Here is a 24,653-nt window from a genome sequence, read left to right as displayed (position 1 = left end):
CTGAACAAATTCGTCGGGGGTACGGGAAACGTAGCCGTAACGCAGTCGCCGCACGCGGACCGCGCATGATGGGATGGCGGGATGCAGGGTGACGCGTCGGCGGTGGTGGACCGGGGGCAGTATCCGGAGGCGACGACGCCCTGGGAACAGGACGACTGGCGAGAGGCCGCCCTCGGCTGGGCGGAGTCCGCGCTCGCCGCTCACGGGCTGCACGAGACGGGGCGGCGGAGGGTGCGGCTGCGGCCGTGGTCCGTGTTGGTGCGGATGCCGGTCGAAGGACACGGTGCGGTGTGGTTCAAGGCCAACCCGCCCCCCAGCGCCTTCGAAGCGGGACTGACCGAGGCGCTGGCCCGCTGGGTCCCGGAACATGTGCTGAAGCCACTCGCCGTCGACGCAGGCCGTGGCTGGTCGCTGCTGCCGGACGGTGGGCCGCTCTTCAGAGACGTACTCGACCGTGGCTCCGCCGGCCCGCGAGCCTGGGAAGAGATGCTGCGCCAGTACGCCGACATGCAGCGGGCACTGGGTCCGTACGTGAAGACGTTCGACGTGCTCGGTGTCCCCGACGCGCGTCTGGCTGTCCTCCCCGAGGTCTTCGACAAGATCGTCGATGAGAACACCACGCTCGGGCTCACCGACCGCCGGGCGTTGCGCGAGCTGCGTCCCCGCCTCGTGGGCTGGTGCGAGGAACTTGAGAGCGTCGGCCTTGCCGATTCGCTCGACCATTCCGATCTGCATGACGGTCAGCTCTTCGCCCCGGAGCCGGGCCGTTTCACCTTCTTCGACTGGGGCGACGCGGCGGTCTCCCACCCCTTCTGCAGCCTGTTGGTCCCCGCTCGCACGGCTCGCGGGCGCTATGGGCCCCAGGTGTTGCCGCGACTGCGCGACGCCTATCTGGAGCCGTGGACACGGACCGGCGTCACAGCCGCGGAGCTGCGACGCGCTGTCAGCCTGGCGTGGCGGCTCGGAGCCATCGGCCGGGCTTGCTCCTGGGGCCGTCTCTTCCCGGAGACATCCGGCGGCGTGAGCGCCGGAGGTGGTGAGCAGAGCGCCTGGTGGCTGCGTGAACTCTTCACCGATCCACCCCTCTAGGACGTGGCCGGCGGCCGTCAGGTCAGCTCAGCAGCGCGCGCAGCGAGACCATCGTGCGTGCGATGAACGCGTCGCGGGCCGTCTCGTCCAGCAGCTCCAGCGACAGGAACGGATTGAGGTCCTCCAACTCCACCAGCAGCAGCTCCCCGTCCGGCGCGCGGCACGCGTCGACGCGCTGGATGCCGTGGTCGAGGGTGTTCCAGTCGATGAACTTCCCCGCGAAGTCGAGATCGACCGCCTTGGCCTCGTACGGCACGAGCTGCCACCGCCGCTCCGGGTCGGGTGCGTACAGCGCGTACTGGAAGTCGTGGTCGACGAAGTAGAAGGAGACCTCGTACGAGAACGGGATACGCGGCTGTACGAGCACGTCCCCGAGCCCTCCGGCGGACCCACCGAGATCCGCCAGCCCGTCGCGCGGCACGAACCGCATGCCTATGGAGTCCGCCCCGTCCTTCGGCTTGAGGACGTACTCGTCGGCGTCCGGCAACCGCCCCAGGTCCGCGACCCGGTCCACGGTGGGGATGACCGGCAGCCCCGCGTCGCTCAGCTCCACCAGATACTGCTTGCCCGCCATGTCGCCGCGCCCCGTCAGCGGGTTGTAGACGCGCACGCCGTCGGCCAGCGCCCGGTCGCGGAAGGCTTCGTACTGCTCGCGGTAGTGGATCACGGGACCGCTGTTGCGTACGACGACGGCGTCGAAATCGCCCATGAGGCGCGCGGCGTCGGCCGGATGGCAGGTGGCGACGGTGAAGTCCCGCCGCAGCCGGGTGGAGAACAGGATGTCCTCGTCGCAGTAGCGGCGGCCCCTGGCCTGGTAGGCGAGGTCGGTGACGTAGAGGATGCGGGGCGGTACGGCGGCGGCGGACATCGTGCTCCTGAAGGTGACGGGGTGCCGGCAGGCTACGCCGGGGTCCCGCCACCGCCGCGCACAGGGCGGCCCGTCACAGCTCCACCACGGTCGCCTCCGTCGCCTTCACGCTCGTCCACACCGGCACCCCGTCGGCCAGGGCGAGTTCGACGGCGGCCTGCGGGGTGATCTCGGCCACCAGGTCCGGGGCCCGCTCGGAGGTGATCAGCACACGCAGTCTGCTGCCGCTGGAGGTGATCTCGCGTACGGTGCCGGGCCAGACGTTACGGGGGCTGCCGCTCGGCCGGTCGCGGTGCACAGACACGGCCTCCGGCGCGATGATCGCGAGTGCGCGGGTGCCCGGAGGCAGCGGATCGGCGACGACCAGCAGTCCGCCGCCGGTGAGCGCGAGCCCGTCGGCGGTCGCGGTGCCGGGCCAGGCGTTCCGGCCGAGCATCCGGGCCACCCACGGCGAGCGGGGGTGGCGGGTGACATCGGCGGGCGGTGCGTCCTGGACGACGCGGCCCTCGTCCAGGACGAGCACGCGGTCGGCCAACGACACGGCCTCCACCGGGTCGTGAGTGACCATCAGGCACACTCCGCCGAAGCCCTCGAGGTGGCCGCGCAGGGTGTGCCGTACCCGTGCGCGGGTGGTCTGGTCGAGGGCAGCCAGCGGTTCGTCGAGCAGCAGCAGCCGGGGACGGGTCGCCAACGCCCGTGCCAGCGCCACTCGTTGGGCCTGCCCGCCGGAGACCTGGGCGGGCCTGCGGTGCGCGAGATGGCCCACCCCGAGGCGGTCGAGCCACAGTTGGGCGGTCCGGCGGGCCTCGGCGCGGCCGACGCCATGGGCGCGGAGCCCGTACGCCGTGTTGCTCAGGGCGCTCAGGTGCGGGAAGAGCGCGCCGTCCTGGGGCACCCAGGCGACGCCCCGGCGGTGCGGCGGGAGCGCGGTGACGTCGAGCGCGCCGAGGCGCAGCTCGGCGCGGGCGCGTGGGGTCAGGCCGAGGAGGGCCCGCAGGAGGGTGGTCTTGCCGGCGCCGTTGGGACCGACGACGGCGATGGTGGTGCCGGGTTCGGCGTCGAGCGTGAGGCGGGTGAAGCCGGTGACGTCGGCGTGCAGCGACCAGCGTTCGTCGGCGGTCTCCGGCTCGCCGACCTTGCCCCTGCCCGGGTCCACGGCCGCCGCCCGGTCAGCCCCGTCCTCCCCGTCCGCCCCTGTGTCGTCTTCCGGTGAAGCGGCCCGCGCCGCATGCTTCCGGCCCCCGCTCCACACGTTCTCGGAGTCCCGTGGCGTGCCCGTCCAGCGCCCGCGCAGCGCGATCAGCACGGCCATGGCGATGAGGAGCAGCAGCAGCGAGACGGATGTCGCGGCCTCGGGCGAGCCCTGGAGCAGCAGATACACCTGGAGCGGCAGCGTCTGTGTGGTGCCGGGCAGATTCCCCGCGAAGGTGATGGTCGCCCCGAACTCGCCGAGCGCCCGCGCCCAGGTCAGCGCGGCCCCGGCGAGCAGACCGGGGGCGACCATCGGCAGGGTGACGGTGGCGAACACCCGTACCGGCGAGGCTCCGAGGGACGCGGCGGTCTCCTCGTAACGGGGACGCAGTCCGCCCAGCGCGCCTTCGAGGCTGATGACGAGGAACGGCATCGCGACGAACGTCGCCGCCAGGACCGCGCCCGAGGTGTGGAACGGCAGGGTGATGCCGAACGTGTCGTCCAGCCAGGGGCCGAGCAGCCCGCGCCGCCCGAACGCGAGGAGCAGCGCGACGCCGCCGACGGTGGGCGGCAGCACCATCGGCAGCAGGACCAGGGACCGTACGAGCGCCTTGCCGGGGAAGTCCACCCGCGCCAGCAGCCAGGCCAGCGGCACCCCGAGGACCAGCGAGAGCGCGAGCGCCCAGAAGGAGACGAGGAGCGAGAGGCGCAGCGCCTCGACGACTCCGGGGCTGCTCAGATGCGTACCGACCTCGCCCCAGGAGGTGCGGGCGAGGATCCCGACGAGCGGCAGGAGCAGGAAGGCGACGGCGAGCAGCGCGGGGACGGCGAGCGCGACTGGGGTACGGGTACGGGTAGGGGTGCGGCCAGGGGCCGGGCGGAGAGAACTGAGGCGGGTCATCGGGCTCCTGCGGGCTGTTACGGCTGCTGGAAGCCCGCGTCCTGGAGGAGCTTCTGCGCCTCGGGGGTGGTGAGCCACGCGACGAACGCGGCTGCCGCTTCCGCGTGTTCGGACGTCTTGAGCGTGGCGGCCGGGTACTCGGCGACGGCGTTCTGCGCGTCGGGGATCTCGATCGCGTCCACCTTGTCGGTGGCGGTGGCCGCGTCCGTCTTGTAGACGATCCCGGCGTCCGCCTCGCCGAGTTCGACCTTGCTGAGGACGGCGCGGACGTTCGGCTCCTCGGAGACCGGCTTCACTTCGATCTTCTGCGCGGCCAGGACCTGTTCGCTGTACCGGCCGACCGGGACCTCGGGCGCCGCGAGGACGACCTTGAGCTTGGTGTCGGCGAGGTCCTTGAGGTTCTCGATCTTCTCCGGGTTGCCCTCGCCGGTGGCGATGACCAGACGGTTCTTGGCGATGACGGTCGGCGTCCCGGTGTCGGCCTTCAGACCGTCCATGGTCTTGGTGTCGGCGGTGACCAACGCGTCGGCGGGGGCGCCCTGTTGGACCTGCGCGGCGAGTTCCTGCGAGCCGGCGAAGGAGAACGTCACCTTGGTGCCGGGGTTCTCCTTCTCGTACGCGGCGCCCGCCGTCTCGAAGACATCGGTGAGCGAGGATGCGGCGAGAACGGTCAGGTCGGCCTTGGGCGCTCCGGTGGCCGATTCGGTGGACTTGGCACCGGTGCCGGTGTCTTCGCTGTCGCTGTCACCGCCGCCGCACGCGGTCAGCGGGACGAGCAGGCCCGCGGTGAGCGCGGTGGCCGCGGCGCGGCGTATGGCGGTGCTGAGGGTGAAAGACATGAGGGTGAGGACTCCCTGAGAGACAGAACCGGAAAGGCGGATCAGACGCGGTCGATGTGCACGCTGGTCGACTTCACGCGGGCGGTGGCCTGCATACCGACCTCCAGGCCCAGCTCCTCGACGGCCTCCCTGGTCAGGAGCGAGACGAGCCGGTGCGGCCCGGCCTGGATCTCGACCTGGGCCGCGACGTCACCGAGCTTGACGGCGGTGACGATGCCGGGGAACGCGTTACGGGCCGAGGTGTACGAGACCTCCTCCTCGCCACCGCCGCCGCTCTGGCCGACCTCGATCGAGAACGCGGCCAGGTCGCGGCCGTCGATGAGCCGTCGCCCGCCCTCGTCGCGATGGGTCTCGACCCGGCCGGCGTCGGCCCACCGGCGGGCCGTGTCGGTGCTGACGCCCAGCAGGCGTGCCGCCTGACCGATTGTGTAGGACTGCATGCGCGGAAAGATAGGCCGCCGGGCCTCGCATCTGCAAGGTTTGAGCGGATTATCCATCGCAGATGCGCAACGCCTTGAGGAACCCCCAAGCCCGTCGGCCCCCGGTGTCGGCAGACTGGTGGACATGGTGCGTTTGCGGGTACTCACGACGAACGACTGGCCCCTGTGGCGCGACGCTCGGCTCGCCGCACTCGCGGAGGCGCCGTACGCGTTCAAATCCCGCCTCGGGGACTGGGAGCGGGGCGGCGAGGATCGGTGGCGGGCCCGACTGGAGGCTCCCGGCACGTACAACGTCCTCGCGTCGCTGGACGGCCGCACGGTCGGAATGGCGAGCGGGATTCGCGGGGACGGCGACGTGTGTGAGCTGAGGTCGGTGTGGGTCGGTCCCGAGGCGCGGGGGCTCGGTGTCGCGGACCAACTGATCGCAGCGGTCGGGGCATGGGCCCGGCAGTCGGGCGCCACGACGCTGAAGCTGGCGGTGATTCCGGGCAACGAGCGCGCCGCCGCGCTGTACCGGCGTAACGGCTTCGTCCGCACGCCGGAGCGAGGCGACCTGCTGTCCGACGGCAAGACCAGGGAGCATGTGATGGACAAGTCGCTTCGCTGAATCCTTCCGCCGCCGTTCGGACGTACTGCTTAGGATCGTGGCATGAACCAACACACGGGGGCCGGCGACCGGCAGGGACTGCTGACGGGTCAAGTCGCCATGATCACAGGCGCGTCGAGCGGCATCGGCGCCGCGGCGGGACGGCTGTTCGCGGCCGAGGGAGCCGCGGTCGTGCTGATGGCGCGTCGCGCGGAGAAGCTGAGCGCGGTGGCTGAGCAGATCACCGAGCGGGGCGGCCGGGTCCTGGCGGTGCCCGGCGATGTGACCGTGGCCGACGACGTACGTCGCGTCGTCGAGGCGGCGGTGGCGCACTTCGGCGCTCTGGACTGCGCGTTCAACAACGCCGGTTACGCGACGGTGGAGTCCTCGCTGCACGAGACGGCCGACGAGGTCTACGACCGCACGATGGACGTGAACGTCCGGGGCACCTGGAACTGCCTCAAGCACCAGATACCCGTGATGCTCGCGTCCGGCCGGGGCGGCGCCATCGTCAACACCAGCAGTACGGCGGGCCGTTACGCGACGGGCGCGTCCGTGCCGTACGTGGCGGCCAAGCACGCGGTACTGGGGATGACCCGCGCCGCCGCGTCGGAGTACGGCGAGCAAGGGATCCGCGTCAACGCACTGGTGGTCGGCACGACGCGCAGCGAGATGATCGACGAGGCGGTACGGCAAATGCCGTATCTGGAGACCGCGTTCATCGCTCCGCAGATCCAGAAGCGGATGGCGGACCCCGAGGAGATCGCCGAGGCCGCGGCCTGGCTGTGCAGCGGGCGCGCGTCGTTCGTCACGGGGACGGCGATGCCGGTCGACGGCGGCATCTCGGCGCAGGCGAAGGCCGGTTGACGCGGCCGGCCGTTCTCCGTGCGCGTGTCGCGGAGGGCCGGCAAGAGGGCCCCTGGCCCGCAGGGCAGAGGCCCTCCCAACTGTCCCGTGCAGGAGGGGACTTCCGCTCTCACAGCGCCGCGCTCACCTCACCGATCACCGTGTCCAGGATCGAGAGGCCGAGGGCCAGTTCGTCCTCGGTCGCCGTCAGCGGAGGCGCGATACGGAACACGCCCCCCATGCCGGGAAGCTGGACGATGTTCATGTGCAGGCCGAGTTCGAGGCAGCGGCGGGTGACCTGGGCGCCCAGCTCGTCCGAGCTCTGCTTGGTCTCACGGTCGACGACGAGTTCCAGGCCGGCGAGCAGGCCACGGCCGCGGATGTCGCCGATGACCTCGTGGTGGGTGGCCAGGTCCTCCAGGCCGGTGCGCAGGAAGGAGCCGAGGTCGCGGGCGCGCTCGTCCAGGCGATCCTTGGCCAGGACGTCGAGGACGGTGTTGCCCACCGCGGCCACCAGTGGGTCGGAGACATGCGTGGTGAAGAAGAGGAAGCCGCGGTCGTATGCCTCCTGCTCGATCTCGGCACTGGTGAGGACGGCCGCGAGGGGCAGGCCCGCGCCGAGGGTCTTGGAGAGTGTGAGGATGTCGGGGACGACCCCGTCGCGTTCGAAGGCGTACCAGGTGCCGGTGCGGCACAGGCCGGTCTGGGCCTCGTCGAGGATCAGGAGCATGCCGCGCTCGCGGCACTTGCTCTGGAGGGCGGCGAAGTAGCCGGGCGGAGGTTCGATGATGCCGCCGGAGCTGAGGATCGGCTCCACGAGGCATGCCGCGAGGTTTCCGGTGGACTGGGCATCGATGAGATCGAAGGCGAAGTCCAGCTGGCGGCGCCAGTCGAGCGCACCGTCGGGCGTGGTGAAGTCGGGCCGGTATGGGTTCGGCACGGGGATGGCGAAGTTGCCGGGGGCGGACGGGCCGTAACCTTTGCGGCCCGCGCTGTAGGTGGCGGAGACAGCGGCCTGCGTCATGCCGTGCCAGGACCGGGCGAACGAGACGATCTCGTGCTTGCCCGTGACCAGCTTGGCCATCCGGATGGCGGCCTCGTTCGACTCGGCGCCGGTGGTCAGGAGCAGCGCCTTCTCCAGGGGCGCGGGCAGCGTATCGGCGAGGCGGCGGGCCAGCTCGACAACCGGGCGGCTGAGCATTCCGCTGTAGAGGTGGTCGAGGGTGGCGACCTGGCTCTGGACGGTCTCCACGATCGCCGGGTGGGAGTGCCCGAGGATCGCGCTCATCTGTCCGGACGTGAAGTCGAGGATCTTCCGGCCGGACGCGGTGTACACGAAGCTTCCGGCGGCACGCTCGATGATCTCGCTCGTGAAGCCTCCGCCGTAGCGGACGAGGTGGCGGTCCGCGTCGGCCCAGAACGTGGCCTCAGGGGCAGGAGCGGTGGACGTAGGGGATTCGGCAGCCATGACCGTGACGCTAGGACGGGGTGGGTGCCACGTCCATCACACAATTCCGGCTGTGCTGTTCGGGAAATCCGCACAACAATGAGGCGGTGATGAACCCCTGGAGGCTGCGGTTGCTGACGCGGCTGGACACGCTGGGCACGGTCAGGGCGGTGGCGCAGGCCGCCCACCTGAGCCCGTCGAGCGTGTCTCAGCAACTCGCCGTACTTGAGACCGAGACCGGCACGCAGCTGCTCGAACGCACGGGGCGCCGGGTGCGGTTGACTTCGGCCGGGCTGATTCTGGCGCGGCGCGCGCGGGCGATCCTCGACCACATGGACACCGTGGAGGCGGAGCTGCGCGGGTTCGGCGAGGAGCCGTCGGGCCTGGTACGGGTCGGGGCGTTCCAGAGCGCGGTGCACACGATGGCCGTACCGGCGGTGACACACCTGGCCCACGCGTATCCCCATCTCGACGTCCCGCTCCTGGAGTTGGAGCCGCACGAGAGCGTGCCGGCCCTGCGGGTCGGCGACGCGGACCTCGTGATCACGACCACGGATTTCGGCGAACTGCCGCTCGGCCCGGACCTCGACCTCGTACCGCTCACGACGGATCCGATCCTGCTGGTGCTGCCGCCCGAGCACCCGGCCGCCGGGCGCGGACCGGCCGACCTGGCCGCCTTCGCCGATGAGTCGTGGGCCCTCGACATCCCTCAGTCGTACATGGCGAATCTCGCGCTGCGGCTGTGCCGACAGGCGCGGTTCGAGCCCCGAGTGGTGGGCCGCTTCAGCAACTACATGCTGACCTTGGAGCTTGTCGAAGCCGGGCACGCGGTCGCGCTGCTGCCGGGGCTGGCTGTCGACGCCAGCCGCTATCGTGTCGCCACCCGCGAGCTGGCCAACCCCGTGACCCGTACGATCACGGCGGCGATCCGCAAGGGCGCCCCGCCTCGCGCGGCTGTGCACACGGTGCTTGACGCCCTGCTGCCGCCGACGTCCAACGACGGTAACCCTGTTTGACCGTCCGGTCGACCGCGTCGATGAGGTCGTCGTGCACGGTGGCGAGGACCGGCAGCCGGGACGAGCGGCGCCCGGTCATATCTACGGGCTGCGCGGGCAACGGTTCAGTCTGTCTTCCCGGAGAGGTCAGTGCGGTGAGCCCACGCCTACTTGTTCCACCTCTTGTTCGTGTTGTTGACCGCGAGTTCGGCCGCCGTCAGGTCCACGTGCAGCGGGATCCCAGGACGGTTGCCGACCTTGATGAGGAAGTTGCCGAGGCCAGGCGGTTCGGCCCGGCGGCCGTTGGTCGCGTCCCAGGCCGGCGGGGTTGACCAGTCGACCAACAGGCGTTTCTCCGCCTCGGCCAGCTCCACGATCTGAGCGAGCTGCGGTATCTCGGCGGGCGGGAGTCCCCCGCAGACCACCATGCCGGCGCGTTCCACGAAGCCCTTCGCCTTGGTGCGGTCCTCCTCCGTGGGCAGCGCCAGGAGATCGTCGATGCTGTGGGTGATCATGGCCAGTCCCACTCCGCGCTGGCGGTCCAGACGGGTGAGAGCGTTGACGCGGTCGACCAGACCGCGGCCCGCCTGGAGGACGCGCCACAGTTCGTCCATGACCAGGAAGTAGTTGCGCTGCGGTTCCAGCCCCGCGTCGGCGAGTTCGTGTGCCGCGGAGACCGCGCCGAAGCCGTACGACCAGCAGGACAGCAGGGCGGCGGCCTGGAGCAGGGCCTCGCTGTCGTCGATGCCGCTGACGTCGAAGCAGACCGGACGGTCCAGCTTCATCGCCTCCGTCGTCGGCCTGGCGAAGGTGCCGCCCAGGCGGCCGTCGCCGAGCAGGGCGGTCAGTGAGGCCTCCAGATTCTCCGTGATGTCGCGGTAGCGGGTCAGGTCTCCCCGGTCCAGGGCGACCGCCCGTACCGCTTCCGGTGCGTCCTTGATGACCTGGACGAGGTCGCCGAGCACCGGCACCCGGCCGGAGCGCGAGTCGTGCCGGTCGTCCAGGACGTTCAGCGCGGTCGAGAGGATCGTCTCCTCGCGGTCCGTCGGCGGCGCCGAACGCAGGATGGTCACCAGGGCCGAGACCATGTTGAGGCGGCGGCCGTGGATGTCGGCGAGAAGCCGCCCGCGGGCGTCGCCGGTGAGCCGGGCCGCCGCCCGGCCCGACTCGCCGGGGTCCAGGACGTTGAGGTTGCCGCGGCCCCGCCCCAGGCTGATGACCTGGCCGCCGATGGCCCTGATCAGGTCCACGTAGTCCGGCTTGAGGTCACCGAAGATCAGCGGATGGACACCGTAGCCGGAGAGGCCGAGGGCCATGCGCCGTACGACCGTCGACTTGCCGAGCCCCGGGCGGCCCAGCACGAACATCGACGGGTTGGCCAACAGGCCCGTGCGCGTGAACCAGGACACGGGATCGCAGCACACCGTGGCCCCGGAGTCCAGGTCACGGCCGAGCGGCACCCCGACCATGGGGGTCCCGGCGCCCGCGCCGAACGGCCACAGACCGCACACCTGTACCGAGGTGCCTCGCCACTCGGGTGCGGGATCGACGTGGCCGACCATGCCGCCGCCGGGGCCGGGCCAGCCACGGGGGGTAGGGCGGAGCGGACGGGATTGCCTGGTCATGCGTGCCATCGAGTTCTCCTCTTTCGTCGCCGCTCTGCCTCACCGCTGACGCCACGTCACTTCATGGGCGCCGCAGCATTTCTGACGTCACGTCATGTCATGTCACATCGCGTCGCGCACGGTCTGCGGCAGGGCGGTGTGCAGCGGGAGCACCAGGCCCAGGGGCAGCGCCGCGGCGAACGCCGTCGCCTGGGAGCCGTAGACGGGCCGCACCGCGATACGGGCGGCCGGGGCCAGGTTGTCCACCGCCGCGGCGGCCTTCGGCAGCTCCGAGGCGCTGTTGACGGTCGCCGTGATCAGCAGGCCGAAGCGGATCACGCCGTGCCCCTGGGCCTGTTCCTCGGTGGTCCTGCGTGCCGCGATCACCTCCGCGTCCTCACGCGCCTTGCCGATCTGTGACTGCTGGGCGCTGAACAGCGCGTTCTTGTAGTCCTGTTGGACGACGCGGGCGCCGTCGGCCGGAGTGTGCGGGCGGTACAGGAGTGTGACCCGCTTGCGGGCGATGTCGCGGTTGGGCTGCACGAGCCCGGTCAGGACGTTGGAGAACACCTCGCCCTGCGGAGCCTCCGTCATGGCCCACGTCACGCTGAACGCCCCGTCGTGCCGGTAGTGGTCCCATGCCTCCTGGGCCGCCATGGGCCCGGCTTCCCGCCAGGTCAGACCGGTGCCGCCGGTGGCCTGTGCCTCTTCCACCAGAGTCGCCACGGTCGGGTCGTAGGCGACGCGCACCGCTTCGGCGAGTTCGGTCGCGGTCATCGGTACGGCCGTACCGGCGCTGGTGAGGGACAGCCCGGCGGTCAGGCCCGGCAGGCGGGTGCCGATGTGCAGCGCCATGTCCTCGGCGCTTCGGCGGGGGGTGCCCGGCCGGGCGGCGCCGGAGTACGTCAACGCGATCCGCGTGGCGATCCGCGCCGAGCCCGCGGGGTAGGCGGACAGCACCTCTTGGAGCATCTCCGTCGCCAACTGGGGAGCGTCGGAAGCGGTGTTGGCGGCGATCTCCTGCTGGAGGCGCACGCCCGAGTCGGGGGCGGTCTCCACGGTGACGCTCGCGGCGACGAGGTCCGGTTCGGCACCCAGAGCGGACAGCCATTGGCCCCAGTGGGCCACCCAGGTGTCGACCTGACGTTCGTCGACGAGGGCGGATCCGTCGGCGTCACAGGAGATGACCGCGGTGTGATGGCCGGTCGCCGGAATCGTGATCACGGCGAACGGGCGGCCGTATCCGTCCTGCGCCTCCGTCAGCGTCGACTCGGCTGCCAGGCCGGGCAGTTGGCAGGTGCCGTAGCCGGTACGGCCCAGCGGACCCGACCGGTACAGGTGGCCGCCGGAAGAGGTGGTGCGCCACCAGGCAAGACGGACCGCACCGCGCTTCATCAGCGTCCGGTCGTGCCGGTCCTTGAAACCCAGCGCGGCCGTGAGCATCGCCAGCGACAACGCCAGGCTCAGCGCGGCCACGATGGAGACCAACGTGGCCAGCACCACGGCGATCAGCCCGGCGAACAGCAGCAGCGTCGCCCCCAGGGACAGCCCGCGCAGCCCGGAGGTACGAGGTTTACGGAAGTTTCCGTAGGTGCGCGTGGTGAGTTCGTCAGTGGTCATGGGCCTTCTCCTGATGGTCGTCGGGATACTGCCGGACCAGGACGGGCACCCGCGCGGCGGTCTCCTCCCGGTCCTCGGACCGCTCCTCGGCGGAACCCTCCGGCTCCGGCGGTGCGCCCGTGGCGCGGTCGCCGTCCGGCACCCCCCGTGCTCCCACGGCGCCCCGGGCGGTCCTCGAACCCGTCCGTGCGCCGGTGGCCTCGGGACTCACGGCGGCCCCGGCCACCGATCGGCCGGTGGCCAGGCTGCGCAGATGCGGTACGGGCAGCGCACCGGTTGCCGCCGCGGCCGGTCCGCCCGATCCGGCGGACTCCTTGGCCGTGCGGCTCGTTCCGGAGACCGCCGCCTGGACGACGGGGGCGGCGAACCGCATCAGCGCGGGCAGCGTGAAGCAGGCCAGGACGATCAGCACGACCCCGGAGACCATCGAGACGACTTCGTTGTCCTGCTTCTGGCCGCTGAGCGAGAACGCCGCCGCGTACACGACGGCCGCCGCCGGTTTGTACAGCACGAAGGCGAGGAGCCAGCCAACGGATTTACGGAACCAGACCCGGCCGGCGGGAGTGGAGCTGGCCGCCGCCGCCAGCGGCAGCGTTCCGGTGAGGATCACCAGCATGGCCATCCGCACGATCATCAGGGCGATCTGCGCCACGGTGCCGGTGATCACCAGAACGGCCATGATCAGGACGAGGAACGAGGAGTCCGCGCCGCCCAGCGCCAGCATGGCCGACGTGCGTTTCTCGAATTCGCCCACGCACTGCGCGACGGGTTCCCCGGTGGCGCTGATCTGCCGGCAGCCCGTGGACCTGTCGATGATCCAGACGCTGAACTTGTCCCCCGCCGAGGTCAGCAGGGCGACCGCGGCGACCCCGACCGAGGAGACCATCACCAGGTTGAGCAGCCCCTGAAGGGCCTGCCGGGCCGAGTCACCGCGGCGCTGCCAGGCGAGCTGCCCGGCCGCGACCAGCAGGCACAGTACGGCCGTGAAGGAGGTGAACCACAGCGTGGAGCCCTGGAGGAACGCCACCGGCCCGGCGTCGTCGGTCAGGTCGGGGGTGCCCAGGTTCATCCACGCGCTGCCGAGCGCCTTGACGGTCGTACTCGCCGCCTTGGCGGCGCTCTCGGCGATGTCGTCGAACGCGCTGTCACCGAGGTCACTGGGGACCGTCCCGGCCCCGTCACCCACGCAGTAGCCGCCGACCGAGGGGGTCACCCAGCCGAAGTCGCAGCCGGCCATCAGACGCCGCCCCACTCGGTGTAGCCCGCGAGGGAACCGACCGGGATGGGCGCGGCCGGGTCCGCCGGGTATTCCAGCCGCCAGTCGCCCTCCCGCCAGAGCACCGTCGTGGTGGCGGCCTGCATCGCGCCGTCCGGGAACCGCCACACGGTCTGGACGACCGCGGTGCTGTCGTCGTAGGTGACGAACCTGAATCCGGCGATCTGCCCGTGGGCACCACCGTCCGGGTTCGTGGGCGACTTCTTCTCCGCCTCGGTCCGACCGGCTATGTAGGCGTCACGGCCCGCGCCGACGGTCTGGACCCGGGTCACCTTCCGCCAGTCGTCGGCCGCCAGGTAACGCACGCTGATCTGACTGGTGGCCAGCAGGGCGCCCACGGGAGTACGGGCGTAACAGCGCGCCACGTCCTCGCCGGTCACTGCCGGACCCGACTCCTTGGAGGCGGGGACGGCGACGGCGCCGAACAGGGACCAGGTCACCCCCCGGGGAGCGGCGGTGGGCAACTCCTGGCGCTTGTCGGCCAGTTCCGGGCACCGATCATCACCTGCCGGTGAGGACTCCGCCGGTGCGGTGGCGCGGTCGGCGGGAGGCCGCGAGCCGGGGGGCGCGTCGTCCTGGCCGGCGGGGTCCGAGGTGAGCACCACCGCCCCCGCGACGACGGCGACGAAGCCGATGAACGCGGTGGCGAGGACAAAACCGGGGCGCAGCCACGGACTTCGCGGTTCGTCGGCCGCCGCGCGGGTGCCGGGGTCTGCCATGGTTCCTCCCATCCTGTGGGTGGTCGGGTCAATGAGTGGCGGAGGGTCGGTCTTCCCGGACAGGGCCTAGACGAGGGCGCCGACGATGCCCGAGGCGGAGCCGACGAGCAGACAGGCCCCCAGGACGAAGCCGAGTCCTCTGGCGTGCTCACGGCCGCCTCCCCGGGAGTGGTCGACCGCCATCCGGGCGGCGACGCCGAAGATGCCCCCGACACAGAGGGCGGTCACGCTCCAGGCCACCCACTTCAGGACTGTGAGCAGGTCCTCGGCTCCGGGCGGCGCCTCTCCCCCGCCGACATCGGGCACACCCGAGGGCTGCGGGGAGGCGGCGATCACATGGTCCACATACGGTGAGGCGTCCACGAGGGCCGCCAACAGGCTGGACAACTCGGTTCCCTCTCTAGGCGGGTTGAGTGAGTCGGGTCAGGTCGCGGGCGAGGGACACGCACTCCTTGGGCACATGGGGTTCGCCGAGCCGCCAGGGCTCCACCCACGGGATCTCCCACAGCCGCGGTACGGCACCGGACACCAACAGCACCCGGTCCCGCAGGACTCGGGGACGCCGGCCCGGGGCGTCGGCGACGACGACGAGACCCAGCAGGTCGATGCCGGTGACCATGCCCGAGGCCCACTGCTGGGCGGCGTTCTGCGCCGCGCCGAGGCCGCGCGCGGTGGAGCGGGCCACCAGTACCACCGCCTGGGACCCCGTGGTCACCGGCCAGGCGCGGCCGGCGTCCCGGCCACCGGGCACGGCCTCTTCCAGAGTGCTGACGCCCGCGCCGCCGTGTACGCCGAGCCACCACCAGGACTGCCCGCGGCTCAGCAGCGGATGAGCGACGGGCAGCCCCCGCTCGGGTCGGGGGACTCCGGCGCCCTGAGGTGCTCGCGGTCCGGAAAGCCCGGAGTCCGCACCTTGAACCGATCGCCCCGGTTTCCCGTTGGTGCCCCCCGAAGGATCCGACCGCGGCAGCCAGGGATTGACCACCGGCTCATCCCCTGCCAAGACATCTCCTTCGGCCGTCAACACAACGCGCCGATAATACACATGAGTTGATAATTCGCAAGAAACTTCTCTTCCTGCATCTAAGACAGATAAGGACCACTTCCCCCATGTCGGACCGCATGGCTTTTCGGGTAGTTGCGCACCATGTGGGAGATCGTCGATGAGCGGCCTCCCCGGCCGGACCGGATCGGCCGTCCTGGCCACCGGGTGCGTCGTCCTGGGACTGGTCGGCTCCCTGGTCGGTCTGTCGGTGCTGGGGGCCGCCGGCCAGAAACAGGACGTCGAACCGGTGGGACTGGTCACCGGGCTCACCACCGAACGCATACCGCCCGAGTACGTGCGGTGGATCGAACGTGCCGGCGGTCTCTGCCCGGAGGTCAGCGCCCCGCTGGTGGCCGCGCAGATCGAAGCGGAGTCGGGCTGGGACCCCACTGTCGTGAGCCCGGCCGACGCCCAAGGGCTGAGCCAGTTCATCCCCGGTACCTGGGCGACCTGGGGCGTGGACGCGGCCGGCAAGGACGGCAGTCCCGAACCGGACGGTGTGGCCGACCCGTTCACCCCGGGAGACGCGATCATGACCCAGGCCCGCTACGACTGCTGGCTCGCGGACAAGGTCAGCGAGATGAACATCGGCGGCGACCTCACCCGCCTCATGCTCGCCGCCTACAACGCGGGCCCGGGAGCGGTCGAGGGGTACGGGGGCGTGCCGCCCTTCCCGGAGACCCAGGGCTATGTCACCAGGATCATCGCGTCGATGCCGAAGTACACCGGAGGCGAACCGGCCGAGACCGGCGGCGCGTTCGGCGACCGCGTCGTGGCCAACGCCAGGAAATGGCTCGGCACGCCCTACTCGTGGGGCGGCGGCGGTCCGGAAGGACCCGGCCGCGGATTCGCGCAGGGCGCGAACACCGTGGGATTCGACTGCTCCAGCCTCGTACAGAACGCGGTCTACCACGCCGCCGGCGGCGGCCTCCTCCTCCCCCGCGTCACCCAGCTCCAGGTCACCGCCGGCAAGGCGGTGTCCCGCGACGACCTGCGGCCCGGTGACGTGATCGGGTTCCAGTTGAACGGCAGCTACGACCACATCGGCATCTACATCGGCCAGGGGCAGTTCATCCACTCGCCGAAGACCGGTGACGTGGTCAAGATCAGCAACCTCGACGAGCCCTACTACGCGAGCAAGCCCCAGACAGCCAGGCGGTTCGGATGACTTACACCCGTACACGGGCCACCATCGCCTCGGCGGCGACGGTGCTCGCGATCGGTCTGCTCACCGGCGGGTGCGGTTCCGGCGGTGACGGTAACGGTGGCGGTGGCGGTGGCGGTGAGGAACGCGCGCTCACGGCGCCGTCGCCCCCCTCGGCGACCGGCACCGGTCCGTACCCGACACCGCCCGTCCCGCGCACGGACGCACCCGCGCTCCCGGAGCCCACGGAGCCCACGGAGCCCACGAGCACAGACGCACCTCGCGGAAGCGCCCCCCGGCCCCAGGACGTCGACCAAACCGACGCCGACGCCGTCGGCGAGGGCACACTCACGGCCCTGTGGACCTACGACACCACCACCGACAGCGGGCCGCACGACGCCCAGCTGCGCGCTGCCGAAGCGGGCTGGCTGACCGCGGCGTACGCGGACCAAGTACGCGCCCACCGGCCCAAGTCGGTCCCCGGCGCCCAGTGGCTGGAGTGGGCCGGACACCGCGCCCGTACCACCGTCGCGGTGCAGAAGACCGAGGACGCCGCCAAGCCCCCGGACACCGGCACCGAGGCGTGGCGGCAGTGGACCGTCACCGCCACCCCGAAGGGGCGCGAGCGGTGGACGGGCGAGCCGGTCGTCGCCTCGGTCTACGTACATCTCACCCGCACGACGACCGACAAGCCATGGCGGGTCGCCGAGGTCACCGTCCGTTAGAGGCTTTCCCCGGATCAGGCCGGGTGTCCAACCGCACGGGAGAAAGGTTCTGTCGACGATGCGCGAATCCACGGATGTACCCGCCTGGCCGGTCTATGACCTCACCGTGCACGACGACGGCCGGGTCCTGGCCTCTGGCCCCCTGATTCCCACGTCCGGGCACGCCACGCGCGCCGCCGCCACAGAGGTCGTGGCCGACGCCGCAGCCAGGCTCGGCCGTGCCGTGCGGGCCACGGCCACCGAACCGGGCGGTGCCGTATGGCGGTTGATCATCTCGCCCGAAGGAGAGGTGAGCGAGGCACCGGGCGGCGGCGCGCGCACCGCGGCGCCGAAGAAGCGTAAGGGGAGGCGCCCCGTCAGGCGCTCGGCGAAAGCGGCTGCCGTCCCCGGCGTGCCGAAGGGGACCGAGACGTACGCGGAGTCCCTGGCCCAGGTGCGGGACCATCTCGACGCGGGCCGTACCGACCAGGCGGGCGAGCTCGCCGCCCGGCTCGACACACAGGCCGCCGGCGTCCTCGGGGTCTCCCACCCCGAGGCCCTGCGTGTCCGCGAGGTCCACGCCGAGGCCACCGCCCTGGCCGGAGACGTGGTCGGCGGCGTCCAGTTGTACCGCGACGTGGCCGAGCGCTGGCACTACCGGGGGGACGCCGAACAGGCCGAGGCGGCGGCGAGCCACGCCGAAATGCTGTGGATGCGGATGACGCACGTGGGCCAGGCGCTGTCCGCCGGCGTCGACGTGATCCGTATGCGCAACCAGATCCCGGGCCGGGCCGGCGAGGCGCTCGCCGCGGCCCTTGAACACCGGGAGTGGCTGCTGAAGGCCCAGGACGCGAGCGAACCGGGCGCGCGGGAGCAGTCCGTGGCGGAACCACCCGCCCCGCGAGTCGTGGCGGACGCACCCGCGCCACGAGCCCCCCGCCCCGCTCCGACCTGGGAACGGCCCGCGGTCGACACCCGGAAGGCGGGCTGAGTCCGGTCCGTCCGCAGCCCGGCCGACGGGTGTACTCAAGCGGCGGACAGGTGTCCCTCGGGCTTCTTGACGACCTGGCCGCCGGGGCTTTCGACAACCCCCATGGCCAGTCGCAGGGCACGTATCGCGTGATGCACACGCGACTTGACGGTGCCCGCCGGTACACCGAGCAGCAGGCCCGTCTCACGCATCGACCTGCCGGAGAAGTACGTCTCGTACAGCGCCTCACGATGGTTGGGCGACAGCTTCTTGAACGCCTCCTTGAGCAGGAGGGAAGAGAGCAGCCAGTCCACGTCGTCGGACTTGGTCAGCAAGTCGTCCAGCCAGGTGTTGCCGTTGACCTCCTGGGGACGGGTCTTGCGCATCCGGTACTCGTCGACGACGAGGTTGCGGGCGACTCTGAACAGCCACGGCCGCAGCTGCCGGCCGTCGGTCAGGTCCTGTGTCCGCCAGCAGCGCAGCAGGGTCTCCTGCACCACGTCCTCGGCCTTGTGCCGGTCGCCGTTCAACAGCCGTACCACGTAGGCGTAGAGCGCGCCCGCCTGATCGTCGTGGAGTGTGCGCATCGCGCGTTCGCCGGCGCTCGCCGCTCCCAAGGAGCCCATCACTGTGCCGCTCACGTACTTACTCCCTCGCTGCACGACCTCTGGGGAAGGTCAGGTCTCAAAACCGCGCTCGGCGGTCTCGATTCGGAGGGAGTGTTACGCGTGGGATTCCACGTCGCGTTGACGTTTGATTGACGTTTAAACCTCTGATTCAGCCAAACTCAGCGGTAACCGGAGGGTCGAATACCGCACGGGAGGCGCCTCTCCCGGGACGCTTCTCCGCGTCGACCTGCGCGTTCCCCTTCAGGCCACGCCGGTCTCGGACATGGCCGCCTCGGCGGCGAGGGCGCGTATACGGCGATCCACGCCCCTCACCAACTCGACGTCCCCCGCGGCCACACGGCCCTCCTCCGCGAACCGGGACCAGGTGGTGAGCAGGGTCCGGCCGTGGTCGACGGCGGACGGCAGGTCGTCGATCAGCCGCCACACGGCGACGGCGCGCAGCAGGTCCTCATGGGCGCGCGGGTCGCCCTGCTGATGGCGGATCTTGGCGAGTTCGAGGCTGGCGAGAGTCGCGGCGGCGTGGTTGCCGCTCTTGTGGGCGGCGTACGCTTCCAGGGCCTGTGCCTCCAGCGTGTACGGGTGTTCGGCGCCGAAGGTGCGTGCGGTGTGCTCGCGCAGCCGGAAGGCGAGCGCCGCCGCCCGCTCCCGCGCTCCGGTGTCGATGGCCTGGCCGATACGCGCGACGAGTTCGGCGAGTTCGTCCGGGACGAGCACCGGTGTACCCGCGTCGGTGGGTGGTGTGCCTTCGCCGGGCGGTGCGTCGGGCGAGGGGCCGGGGACCAACGCAAGCCCGGCGGAGGGCGGTTCGGCCGATCCCTGTTCGGCCGGCCCGGAATCCGCCGGCCCCGGCCCCGCCGCGGGCGGGGACTCCGCCTCGGTCAACTCCTGGTATCTCTCGTGCCGCACGATGCGGCTCGAACCGTCGGCGGCGACCTCGACGCGGGTGGCGTACCCCGCCTGCCGGTCGACGATCACCGCCTCGACGGGTCCGCCCCCGGCCCGCGCCCGTCGCTGCATGGTGTCGAGGACGGCCACGTTGACCGGTTCGCCGTCCGGCAGGGGGAAGGGCGCACCGTCGACCGTCACACGGCCGTCGGCTTCGATGAAAACCTCCACGGAGAGCACCGCTCGCCGCTCCGCGTCTTCCTGTCCGTCGCGGCCCTGCCTGACGTGTTTCCTGAGCACCCGATGACTCCTTCGCTGTCCTGGTCACTGCCCGCCGGTGGGCGACGGGTTGATGCTGTCGAACGGCAGTGGGCTGATGGAGGGGTACGCGGATCCTTCGGGCACCTTGACGACACCCGAGTACACGGCGAACGAGCTCCTGACGCCGTAGACGTAGCTCTGCGCGCCGGAGTGGTCCGGCATGCCCTTCGCCTGTTTGACCGCGTCCAAGCCCACGTGGTATGCCGCCAGGGTCAAGTCGAGGAGATCTCCCTTGACTTCGTTGTTGGCGACGAGTTCGTCGATGTCCCCGGCCAGTGAGCACATGTACTTGCCCTGCGCCATGATCGAGTCCGCCGCGTCCAGGGCCGAGGTCTCGTCGTTGTCGTCCTCGTCCTCACCGAACTCGTCGAACTTGTCCGGGGGCAACTGGGAGATCCCCTCGGCCCCGTCGGGCCCTACGAGTTTCTCGTTGAACATGGACTCGTACTGGATCTGCGAGGCGATGACGATCGGGCCGATCTGTGTGCATTCGGCCCCGGCGTTCTTGATGTGCTCACGGAACTGCGCGGGCACGCTCGGTTCGTACAACTCGCCCCGCCCGTCGCCGCCGAACGCCTCGGCGACCTGGTCGCTGTCCCCCGTCGCTTCGCCGTCGCCTCCCCCGCAGCCGAAAATCTCGCAAATGAGGACCAGGGGGAAGAAGAAGACATAGATGACGAATATCACGATCGCCCCGACCAGGATGACCAGGATGATCAGCGGGAAAAGCGCGCACCCAGTGAGAGCCGTACCCGCGCCGGCGGCGATGAGCACGGCGTTCGTACCTTTGGTGGCTTGCCCGCTGGTATCCGCACCCACGTCCAGTCGCTCCTCTCGTGATCGGGCCCACGACGTGGTTTCGAACAGCGCTGAACCAAGTCATGGGTTTTCCCGTAGTGGCTGCCCGACGGATCACCGCGGGCCCGCACCGGCGCAACGGACGCAGAGGCCGATCAGTTCAATGCGGGATCCGCCGCCATAGTTCGGAACCGAGGGAAGGGTGGACGCTCATGGGTGTCCCACCGGCGGCATCCGCCAGCCCGCAGATGTGGATTCGTGGGCCGGCCACCCAGCAGGACGCCCCGGCGACAGCCGTGTCACCGCGCTCAGCGGCGAGGGCCACGCGCCCCGACGCACCCGCGCCCGCCCCACGCACGCCCTCGCCGCACCGGGGGGAGCGGGTCGCCTGGGTCAACGCGCACGGCGGCGCCGGCGCGAGCACGCTCGCGCGGGTGCTGGGCGGGGCGGACCTGCGCCTTCGGTGGCCCGAACCGGCCCGGGGCGAACCCGGCGGAGTGTTGTTGGTGGCACGCACCCATGCCGGTGGCATGCGGGCGGCGTCCCAGGCACTGAACGCGCTGCGCACGGGGGAACATCCCGCCGGGGTGCACCTCATCGCCGTCGTGCTCGTCGCCGACGCGCCGGGGCGGCTGCCGCGCCAACTCGGCCGACGCGTACGCGTGCTGCGTTCGGCGGCCGAGGTCCACCGCGTTCCGTGGGTTCCGGCGTGGCGCCTCGGCGAGGAGGTGGATCCGCTGCCGAAAGAGGTACGTGCGCTGGCGGAGCTCGCCGCCGGCCCGACCGGACGTACGGCGGGACACCGATGAACCCCGCGGAGGTCCCCCGCCCCTCGTGGTCACCCGGGGACCTTGAGTACGGGCCCGACAAAGACAAAAAGTTCATTCCGAACCCCGAGGCGGGTGAGCTGCTGGGTTATCTCTCCTGGCTCGTGACGGCCGCCGCCGTGGGGGGCGTGATCTTCATTGGCATACAGATGGCCATGCGTCTGCGGGCCGGAGAAATGGGTGAAGGGGCGACCTACTTCCGAGGGATCGTCATCATCCTGGGTTCCTGCATCCTCGGCGTCACCGCGGGGCCCCTCGTCAACTTCGTGATCTGGCCTTATCTCCTGCGCTGACCGCACGTGACAGCTGACCACACCTGAATATTCGACTTGTTATGAACCGGAGACATTGATGAAGCACACCTTGCGAAACCTCACCGCCAAGGGCTGGAACTACCTGGCCGAAACCGGCGGCACCAATAAGGTCCCCAAACCGCAGCGGAACGCCCCTCCCGAACTGGCCAGTGCCATCGACACCGTGCTGGGAATCGCCGCTTGGGCGGGCACCGCCGCCGGTGTGGCGGGAATCATCATCACCGGAGTCATGATGGCCGCGTCGGTGAAGCGCGGAGAGGGTTCCGAGCACATGAGCCGCCTGGGCATGGTGCTGGGAGGCTGCGTCCTCGTCTCCACCGCGGGCCCCGTCGTCAGCTTCTTCTTCTCTGACTCTGAGCAAACAGGAGGGGGAGGAGAATGATCGTCCCGCAGGAGAGAGCATCAACATGTTCCGCTCGCTACGGAAGAAGAAGCCCGTCGACGGGCCTTTCTACAAGCAACGCGGCTGGATCTCCGCGGCCGGGTTCCTCGGCTTTCTCGCGGTCATGTCGTTGGCGGCCCTCTCGACCGGTGCCACCAACGGCGCCCCCGCCAGGGAAACGGGGATCGCGGCCGAAAGCGGGAAGTTGCTGTCCGGGCTGAGCGGCCCGCTGTCCCCCGGCGATCCGCAACAGGTCCGGGGAGGTCCGCAAGGCCGTCCGGAGAACTGCCGTACCGACGACCGGGACACCTCGCGGCCGACCACCACACCGAGGGATCTGCGGTGGCGAAAGCTCGTCACCGTCATGGTTCCCACGTCGGCGTCAGCCGGTCCGCTGCACACCGACAGCTCCGTGTGGTGGTGTTTCGCCCACACGCCCACGGGCGCGGTACTGGCGGCGCACGTCATTCCCGTCCAGTTGAGCGGCACCGGGTGGCGCGCCGCGGCGGAGCAGCAACTCGTGCCCGGGAGGCCGCGCGACAGATTCGTCACCACCAAAGCCGATACCGGTACGAAGGATCCTGAGGCGAACCTCAGCGGGCGGTTCGTGGGCTTCTCGCTGGCGTCCTACTCGGGTGCGTCCGCGACCGTACGGCTGCTCCTGACCAATCCCGTGGGCGGCTACCTGAGCACATCGGTGTCCCTGCGCTGGCGGGACGGCGACTGGAAGGTGGCCCCTCTGGACGACGGGTCGCTCTACACACGAGTACGGCAGGCGAAGCCCAGCGGCTTCTCCGCATGGGGAGAATGACATGTACTTGGCCGCGGGCTGCGACGACGGCATCGACATCGGCGAATTGATCTTCGGCGATCCGATCGGCGAGATGATGAGGATGGTGGCCAAGATCGCGATGCGCGGCGCCTTGAGCATCTTCGAGGCCGTGGGCAGCATCGGTTCGTACGACAAGGATTCGTCGGGTGTGATCAACCGTCAGACGCAGTGGATCGTCATGTATCTGGCAGTCGGCTCGATCCTCTTCGCCGCGGTCAAAATGGCCCTGGACAGGAAGGCCGACAGCGGCGAGACCGCGCTGAAGGGCGTCCTGCGGATCACTTTGGTCAACACGCTCGCGAGCAGCGTGATCATCACGTTCACCGCCCTCATGGACAGATACTCCGCCCACCTGTTCACGGGCGCCCTCGAGAACCTGATGGACGGCATCGACTGCAGTGACAGCGTCCCTGCCATGTTGCTGCTGATCATCGGCTGCCTCCTCATCGTCGCCGGCATCATCCACGCGCTTCTGATGTGGATCCGGCTCGGCGTGATGATCATCCTGATGGGCACGCTCCCCCTGGCCGCCGCTGCCTCCATGACCGAGTGGGGCGGCACTTGGTGGAAGAAGCACATGGGGTGGCTGATCGCGTGGCTGCTGTACAAGCCCGTGGTCAGCCTCGTGTTCTTCTCGGGGTCCGTCATGGTGAACTCAAAAGCGACCGGAGTCCCGGGCGAAGGGGCGAGCGAAGTCAATGTCCAAGTCGCCGGAATGGGGGTGCTTCTGCTGTCGGCCGTCGCTCTGCCCGCGCTGATGAGAGTGATCGTTCCGGCGATGGAGTCGCTCGGTAGCGACGGGGCCGACAAGGCGGCCAGCAGCATCGCCGGTGGCATCGCCACCGGCGCGAAGGCGATCGGCGGAGGGGCGGCCTCTCTCGCAAGTCTTGGCGCCGGGGCGCTCAGCAAGCCCTCGGGAGCCAGCTCTTTGGGCGGAGGGGGCGGAGGGAAAGACAGCTCGCCGTCGGGCGGGGGCGGAGGCGGCGGAGACGAATCCTCGGGCGCCAAAGACAGCTCACCGTCAGGCGGCGGCGGAGGAGGCAAGGACAACTCACCGTCGGGCAGCGGCGGAGACGGCGGAGACGAATCCTCGGGCGCCAAAGACAGCTCACCGTCAGGCGGCGGCGGAGGAGGCAAGGACAACTCACCGTCGGGCAGCGGCGGAGACGGCGGAGACGAATCCTCGGGCGCCAAAGACAGGTCACCGTCAGGCGGCGGCGGATCCAAGCCCAAGCCGTATTCCGGGGCGTGGTACCAGAGCGAATACAACAACGCTATTGACGGCGGTATGTACAAAGACATCCCACGCGACAGGTGAACAACGCCAGACCGGTGTACGGCGGGTTTCCTTCCGCCCATCGGCCGCGCCCACCCTCGTGGT

At 70.5% G+C, this 24,653-nt stretch carries 26 protein-coding genes; 12 read left to right on the top strand and 14 right to left on the bottom strand.

Features of this window, described 5'->3' with window-relative positions; translation table 11 throughout:
- The first annotated feature begins 81 nt into the window (after positions 1–81).
- Positions 82–1,089, top strand: coding sequence for an aminoglycoside phosphotransferase family protein (locus ACIBLA_RS21140; RefSeq protein WP_399199437.1), 1,008 nt, complete (start codon positions 82–84; stop codon positions 1,087–1,089).
- 22 nt (positions 1,090–1,111) lie between these two features.
- Here the strand turns inward: ACIBLA_RS21140 and ACIBLA_RS21135 are convergent, their stop codons facing one another.
- The 4 genes from ACIBLA_RS21135 to ACIBLA_RS21120 form a co-directional block, all read right to left on the bottom strand.
- On the bottom strand, positions 1,112–1,957 hold the full coding sequence (locus ACIBLA_RS21135) for a hypothetical protein (RefSeq protein ID WP_399199436.1): 846 nt from the start codon (positions 1,955–1,957) through the stop codon (positions 1,112–1,114).
- A 73-nt stretch (positions 1,958–2,030) separates the two neighbouring features.
- The gene (locus ACIBLA_RS21130; protein WP_399199435.1) at positions 2,031–4,049 is read right to left on the bottom strand and encodes an ABC transporter permease; all 2,019 of its coding nucleotides are present in this window, start codon (positions 4,047–4,049) and stop codon (positions 2,031–2,033) included.
- A 17-nt stretch (positions 4,050–4,066) separates the two neighbouring features.
- Positions 4,067–4,888, bottom strand: a complete 822-nt coding sequence (gene modA / locus ACIBLA_RS21125; protein ID WP_399199434.1) for a molybdate ABC transporter substrate-binding protein — start codon at positions 4,886–4,888, stop codon at positions 4,067–4,069.
- A gap of 41 nt (positions 4,889–4,929) precedes the next feature.
- Positions 4,930–5,328, bottom strand: a complete 399-nt coding sequence (locus ACIBLA_RS21120; RefSeq protein WP_399199432.1) for a molybdopterin-binding protein — start codon at positions 5,326–5,328, stop codon at positions 4,930–4,932.
- A 124-nt stretch (positions 5,329–5,452) separates the two neighbouring features.
- Between ACIBLA_RS21120 and ACIBLA_RS21115 the strand changes: the two genes are divergently transcribed.
- Positions 5,453–5,935 (top strand): GNAT family N-acetyltransferase, encoded by a 483-nt coding sequence (locus ACIBLA_RS21115; RefSeq protein WP_363243974.1) that lies wholly within the window; start codon positions 5,453–5,455, stop codon positions 5,933–5,935.
- A gap of 42 nt (positions 5,936–5,977) precedes the next feature.
- The gene (locus ACIBLA_RS21110; protein WP_363243973.1) at positions 5,978–6,781 is read left to right on the top strand and encodes an SDR family oxidoreductase; all 804 of its coding nucleotides are present in this window, start codon (positions 5,978–5,980) and stop codon (positions 6,779–6,781) included.
- 109 nt (positions 6,782–6,890) lie between these two features.
- Here ACIBLA_RS21110 and ACIBLA_RS21105 read toward each other — a convergent pair whose 3' ends face one another.
- Positions 6,891–8,228 (bottom strand): aspartate aminotransferase family protein, encoded by a 1,338-nt coding sequence (locus tag ACIBLA_RS21105; RefSeq protein WP_399199431.1) that lies wholly within the window; start codon positions 8,226–8,228, stop codon positions 6,891–6,893.
- A gap of 89 nt (positions 8,229–8,317) precedes the next feature.
- On the opposite strand from ACIBLA_RS21105, the gene ACIBLA_RS21100 reads away from it, so the two are divergent.
- Complete coding sequence (locus tag ACIBLA_RS21100; RefSeq protein WP_399199429.1) at positions 8,318–9,223, top strand: LysR family transcriptional regulator; 906 nt, start codon at positions 8,318–8,320, stop codon at positions 9,221–9,223.
- A 146-nt stretch (positions 9,224–9,369) separates the two neighbouring features.
- Here the strand turns inward: ACIBLA_RS21100 and ACIBLA_RS21095 are convergent, their stop codons facing one another.
- From ACIBLA_RS21095 to ACIBLA_RS21070, 6 genes are all read right to left on the bottom strand, one after another.
- A complete protein-coding gene (locus ACIBLA_RS21095) occupies positions 9,370–10,827 on the bottom strand; it encodes an ATP/GTP-binding protein (RefSeq protein ID WP_363243970.1) in 1,458 nt (485 codons plus the stop codon).
- A 102-nt stretch (positions 10,828–10,929) separates the two neighbouring features.
- On the bottom strand, positions 10,930–12,426 hold the full coding sequence (locus tag ACIBLA_RS21090; protein WP_363243969.1) for an SCO6880 family protein: 1,497 nt from the start codon (positions 12,424–12,426) through the stop codon (positions 10,930–10,932).
- On the bottom strand, positions 12,416–13,663 hold the full coding sequence (locus tag ACIBLA_RS21085) for a hypothetical protein (protein ID WP_399199428.1): 1,248 nt from the start codon (positions 13,661–13,663) through the stop codon (positions 12,416–12,418). Before ACIBLA_RS21085 ends, ACIBLA_RS21090 begins: the two co-directional genes overlap by 11 nt.
- Positions 13,663–14,421, bottom strand: coding sequence for a hypothetical protein (locus ACIBLA_RS21080; protein WP_399199427.1), 759 nt, complete (start codon positions 14,419–14,421; stop codon positions 13,663–13,665). Before ACIBLA_RS21080 ends, ACIBLA_RS21085 begins: the two co-directional genes overlap by 1 nt.
- 66 nt (positions 14,422–14,487) lie before the next feature.
- Positions 14,488–14,808 (bottom strand): hypothetical protein, encoded by a 321-nt coding sequence (locus ACIBLA_RS21075; protein ID WP_363243966.1) that lies wholly within the window; start codon positions 14,806–14,808, stop codon positions 14,488–14,490.
- A gap of 13 nt (positions 14,809–14,821) precedes the next feature.
- The gene (locus tag ACIBLA_RS21070) at positions 14,822–15,424 is read right to left on the bottom strand and encodes a DUF6668 family protein (RefSeq protein ID WP_363243965.1); all 603 of its coding nucleotides are present in this window, start codon (positions 15,422–15,424) and stop codon (positions 14,822–14,824) included.
- Positions 15,425–15,584: 160 nt separating this feature from the next.
- Here ACIBLA_RS21070 and ACIBLA_RS21065 point away from each other — a divergent pair, with 160 nt between their 5' ends.
- The 3 genes from ACIBLA_RS21065 to ACIBLA_RS21055 are packed head-to-tail and all read left to right on the top strand — an operon-like array spanning position 15,585 to position 18,305.
- Positions 15,585–16,634, top strand: coding sequence for an NlpC/P60 family protein (locus ACIBLA_RS21065; protein WP_399199426.1), 1,050 nt, complete (start codon positions 15,585–15,587; stop codon positions 16,632–16,634).
- The gene (locus ACIBLA_RS21060) at positions 16,631–17,335 is read left to right on the top strand and encodes a hypothetical protein (RefSeq protein ID WP_399199425.1); all 705 of its coding nucleotides are present in this window, start codon (positions 16,631–16,633) and stop codon (positions 17,333–17,335) included. Before ACIBLA_RS21065 ends, ACIBLA_RS21060 begins: the two co-directional genes overlap by 4 nt.
- Before the next feature lie 58 nt (positions 17,336–17,393).
- Positions 17,394–18,305, top strand: a complete 912-nt coding sequence (locus ACIBLA_RS21055; RefSeq protein ID WP_399199424.1) for a hypothetical protein — start codon at positions 17,394–17,396, stop codon at positions 18,303–18,305.
- A gap of 35 nt (positions 18,306–18,340) precedes the next feature.
- On the opposite strand, the gene ACIBLA_RS21050 is transcribed toward ACIBLA_RS21055, so the two are convergent.
- The 3 genes from ACIBLA_RS21050 to ACIBLA_RS21040 all read right to left on the bottom strand — a co-directional run bounded on the left by ACIBLA_RS21050 (position 18,341) and on the right by ACIBLA_RS21040 (position 20,938).
- Positions 18,341–18,925 (bottom strand): sigma-70 family RNA polymerase sigma factor, encoded by a 585-nt coding sequence (locus tag ACIBLA_RS21050; RefSeq protein ID WP_363243961.1) that lies wholly within the window; start codon positions 18,923–18,925, stop codon positions 18,341–18,343.
- 228 nt (positions 18,926–19,153) lie between these two features.
- Positions 19,154–20,098: a hypothetical protein gene (locus ACIBLA_RS21045; protein ID WP_399199422.1), complete on the bottom strand. Its 945-nt coding sequence runs from the start codon at positions 20,096–20,098 to the stop codon at positions 19,154–19,156.
- A gap of 24 nt (positions 20,099–20,122) precedes the next feature.
- Positions 20,123–20,938 carry a transglycosylase SLT domain-containing protein gene (locus ACIBLA_RS21040; protein ID WP_363243959.1) on the bottom strand — a complete coding sequence of 272 codons (816 nt, stop codon included), beginning with the start codon at positions 20,936–20,938 and terminating at the stop codon, positions 20,123–20,125.
- A 191-nt stretch (positions 20,939–21,129) separates the two neighbouring features.
- On the opposite strand from ACIBLA_RS21040, the gene ACIBLA_RS21035 reads away from it, so the two are divergent.
- From ACIBLA_RS21035 to ACIBLA_RS21015, 5 genes are read left to right on the top strand one after another with little or no spacing between them, the layout of a single operon-like run.
- Entirely contained in the window at positions 21,130–21,726 is a 597-nt protein-coding gene (locus ACIBLA_RS21035) for a DUF6668 family protein (protein WP_363243958.1), read from the top strand.
- Complete coding sequence (locus tag ACIBLA_RS21030; RefSeq protein WP_363243957.1) at positions 21,723–22,037, top strand: hypothetical protein; 315 nt, start codon at positions 21,723–21,725, stop codon at positions 22,035–22,037. The genes ACIBLA_RS21035 and ACIBLA_RS21030 overlap by 4 nt, the downstream gene beginning before the upstream one ends.
- Positions 22,038–22,095: 58 nt before the next feature.
- Positions 22,096–22,440 carry a hypothetical protein gene (locus tag ACIBLA_RS21025; protein WP_363243956.1) on the top strand — a complete coding sequence of 115 codons (345 nt, stop codon included), beginning with the start codon at positions 22,096–22,098 and terminating at the stop codon, positions 22,438–22,440.
- 25 nt (positions 22,441–22,465) lie between these two features.
- Positions 22,466–23,251 (top strand): hypothetical protein, encoded by a 786-nt coding sequence (locus tag ACIBLA_RS21020; RefSeq protein ID WP_399199421.1) that lies wholly within the window; start codon positions 22,466–22,468, stop codon positions 23,249–23,251.
- 1 nt (position 23,252) lies between these two features.
- The gene (locus tag ACIBLA_RS21015; RefSeq protein ID WP_399199420.1) at positions 23,253–24,590 is read left to right on the top strand and encodes a hypothetical protein; all 1,338 of its coding nucleotides are present in this window, start codon (positions 23,253–23,255) and stop codon (positions 24,588–24,590) included.
- Positions 24,591–24,653: the final 63 nt, after the last annotated feature.

Source organism: Streptomyces sp. NPDC050433 (assembly GCF_044458565.1).
In the GTDB taxonomy this organism is placed as follows: Bacteria; Actinomycetota; Actinomycetes; order Streptomycetales; family Streptomycetaceae; genus Streptomyces.
The sequence above is the reverse complement of the archived record's forward strand: the minus strand, read 5'-3'. Positions and strand labels throughout refer to the sequence as shown.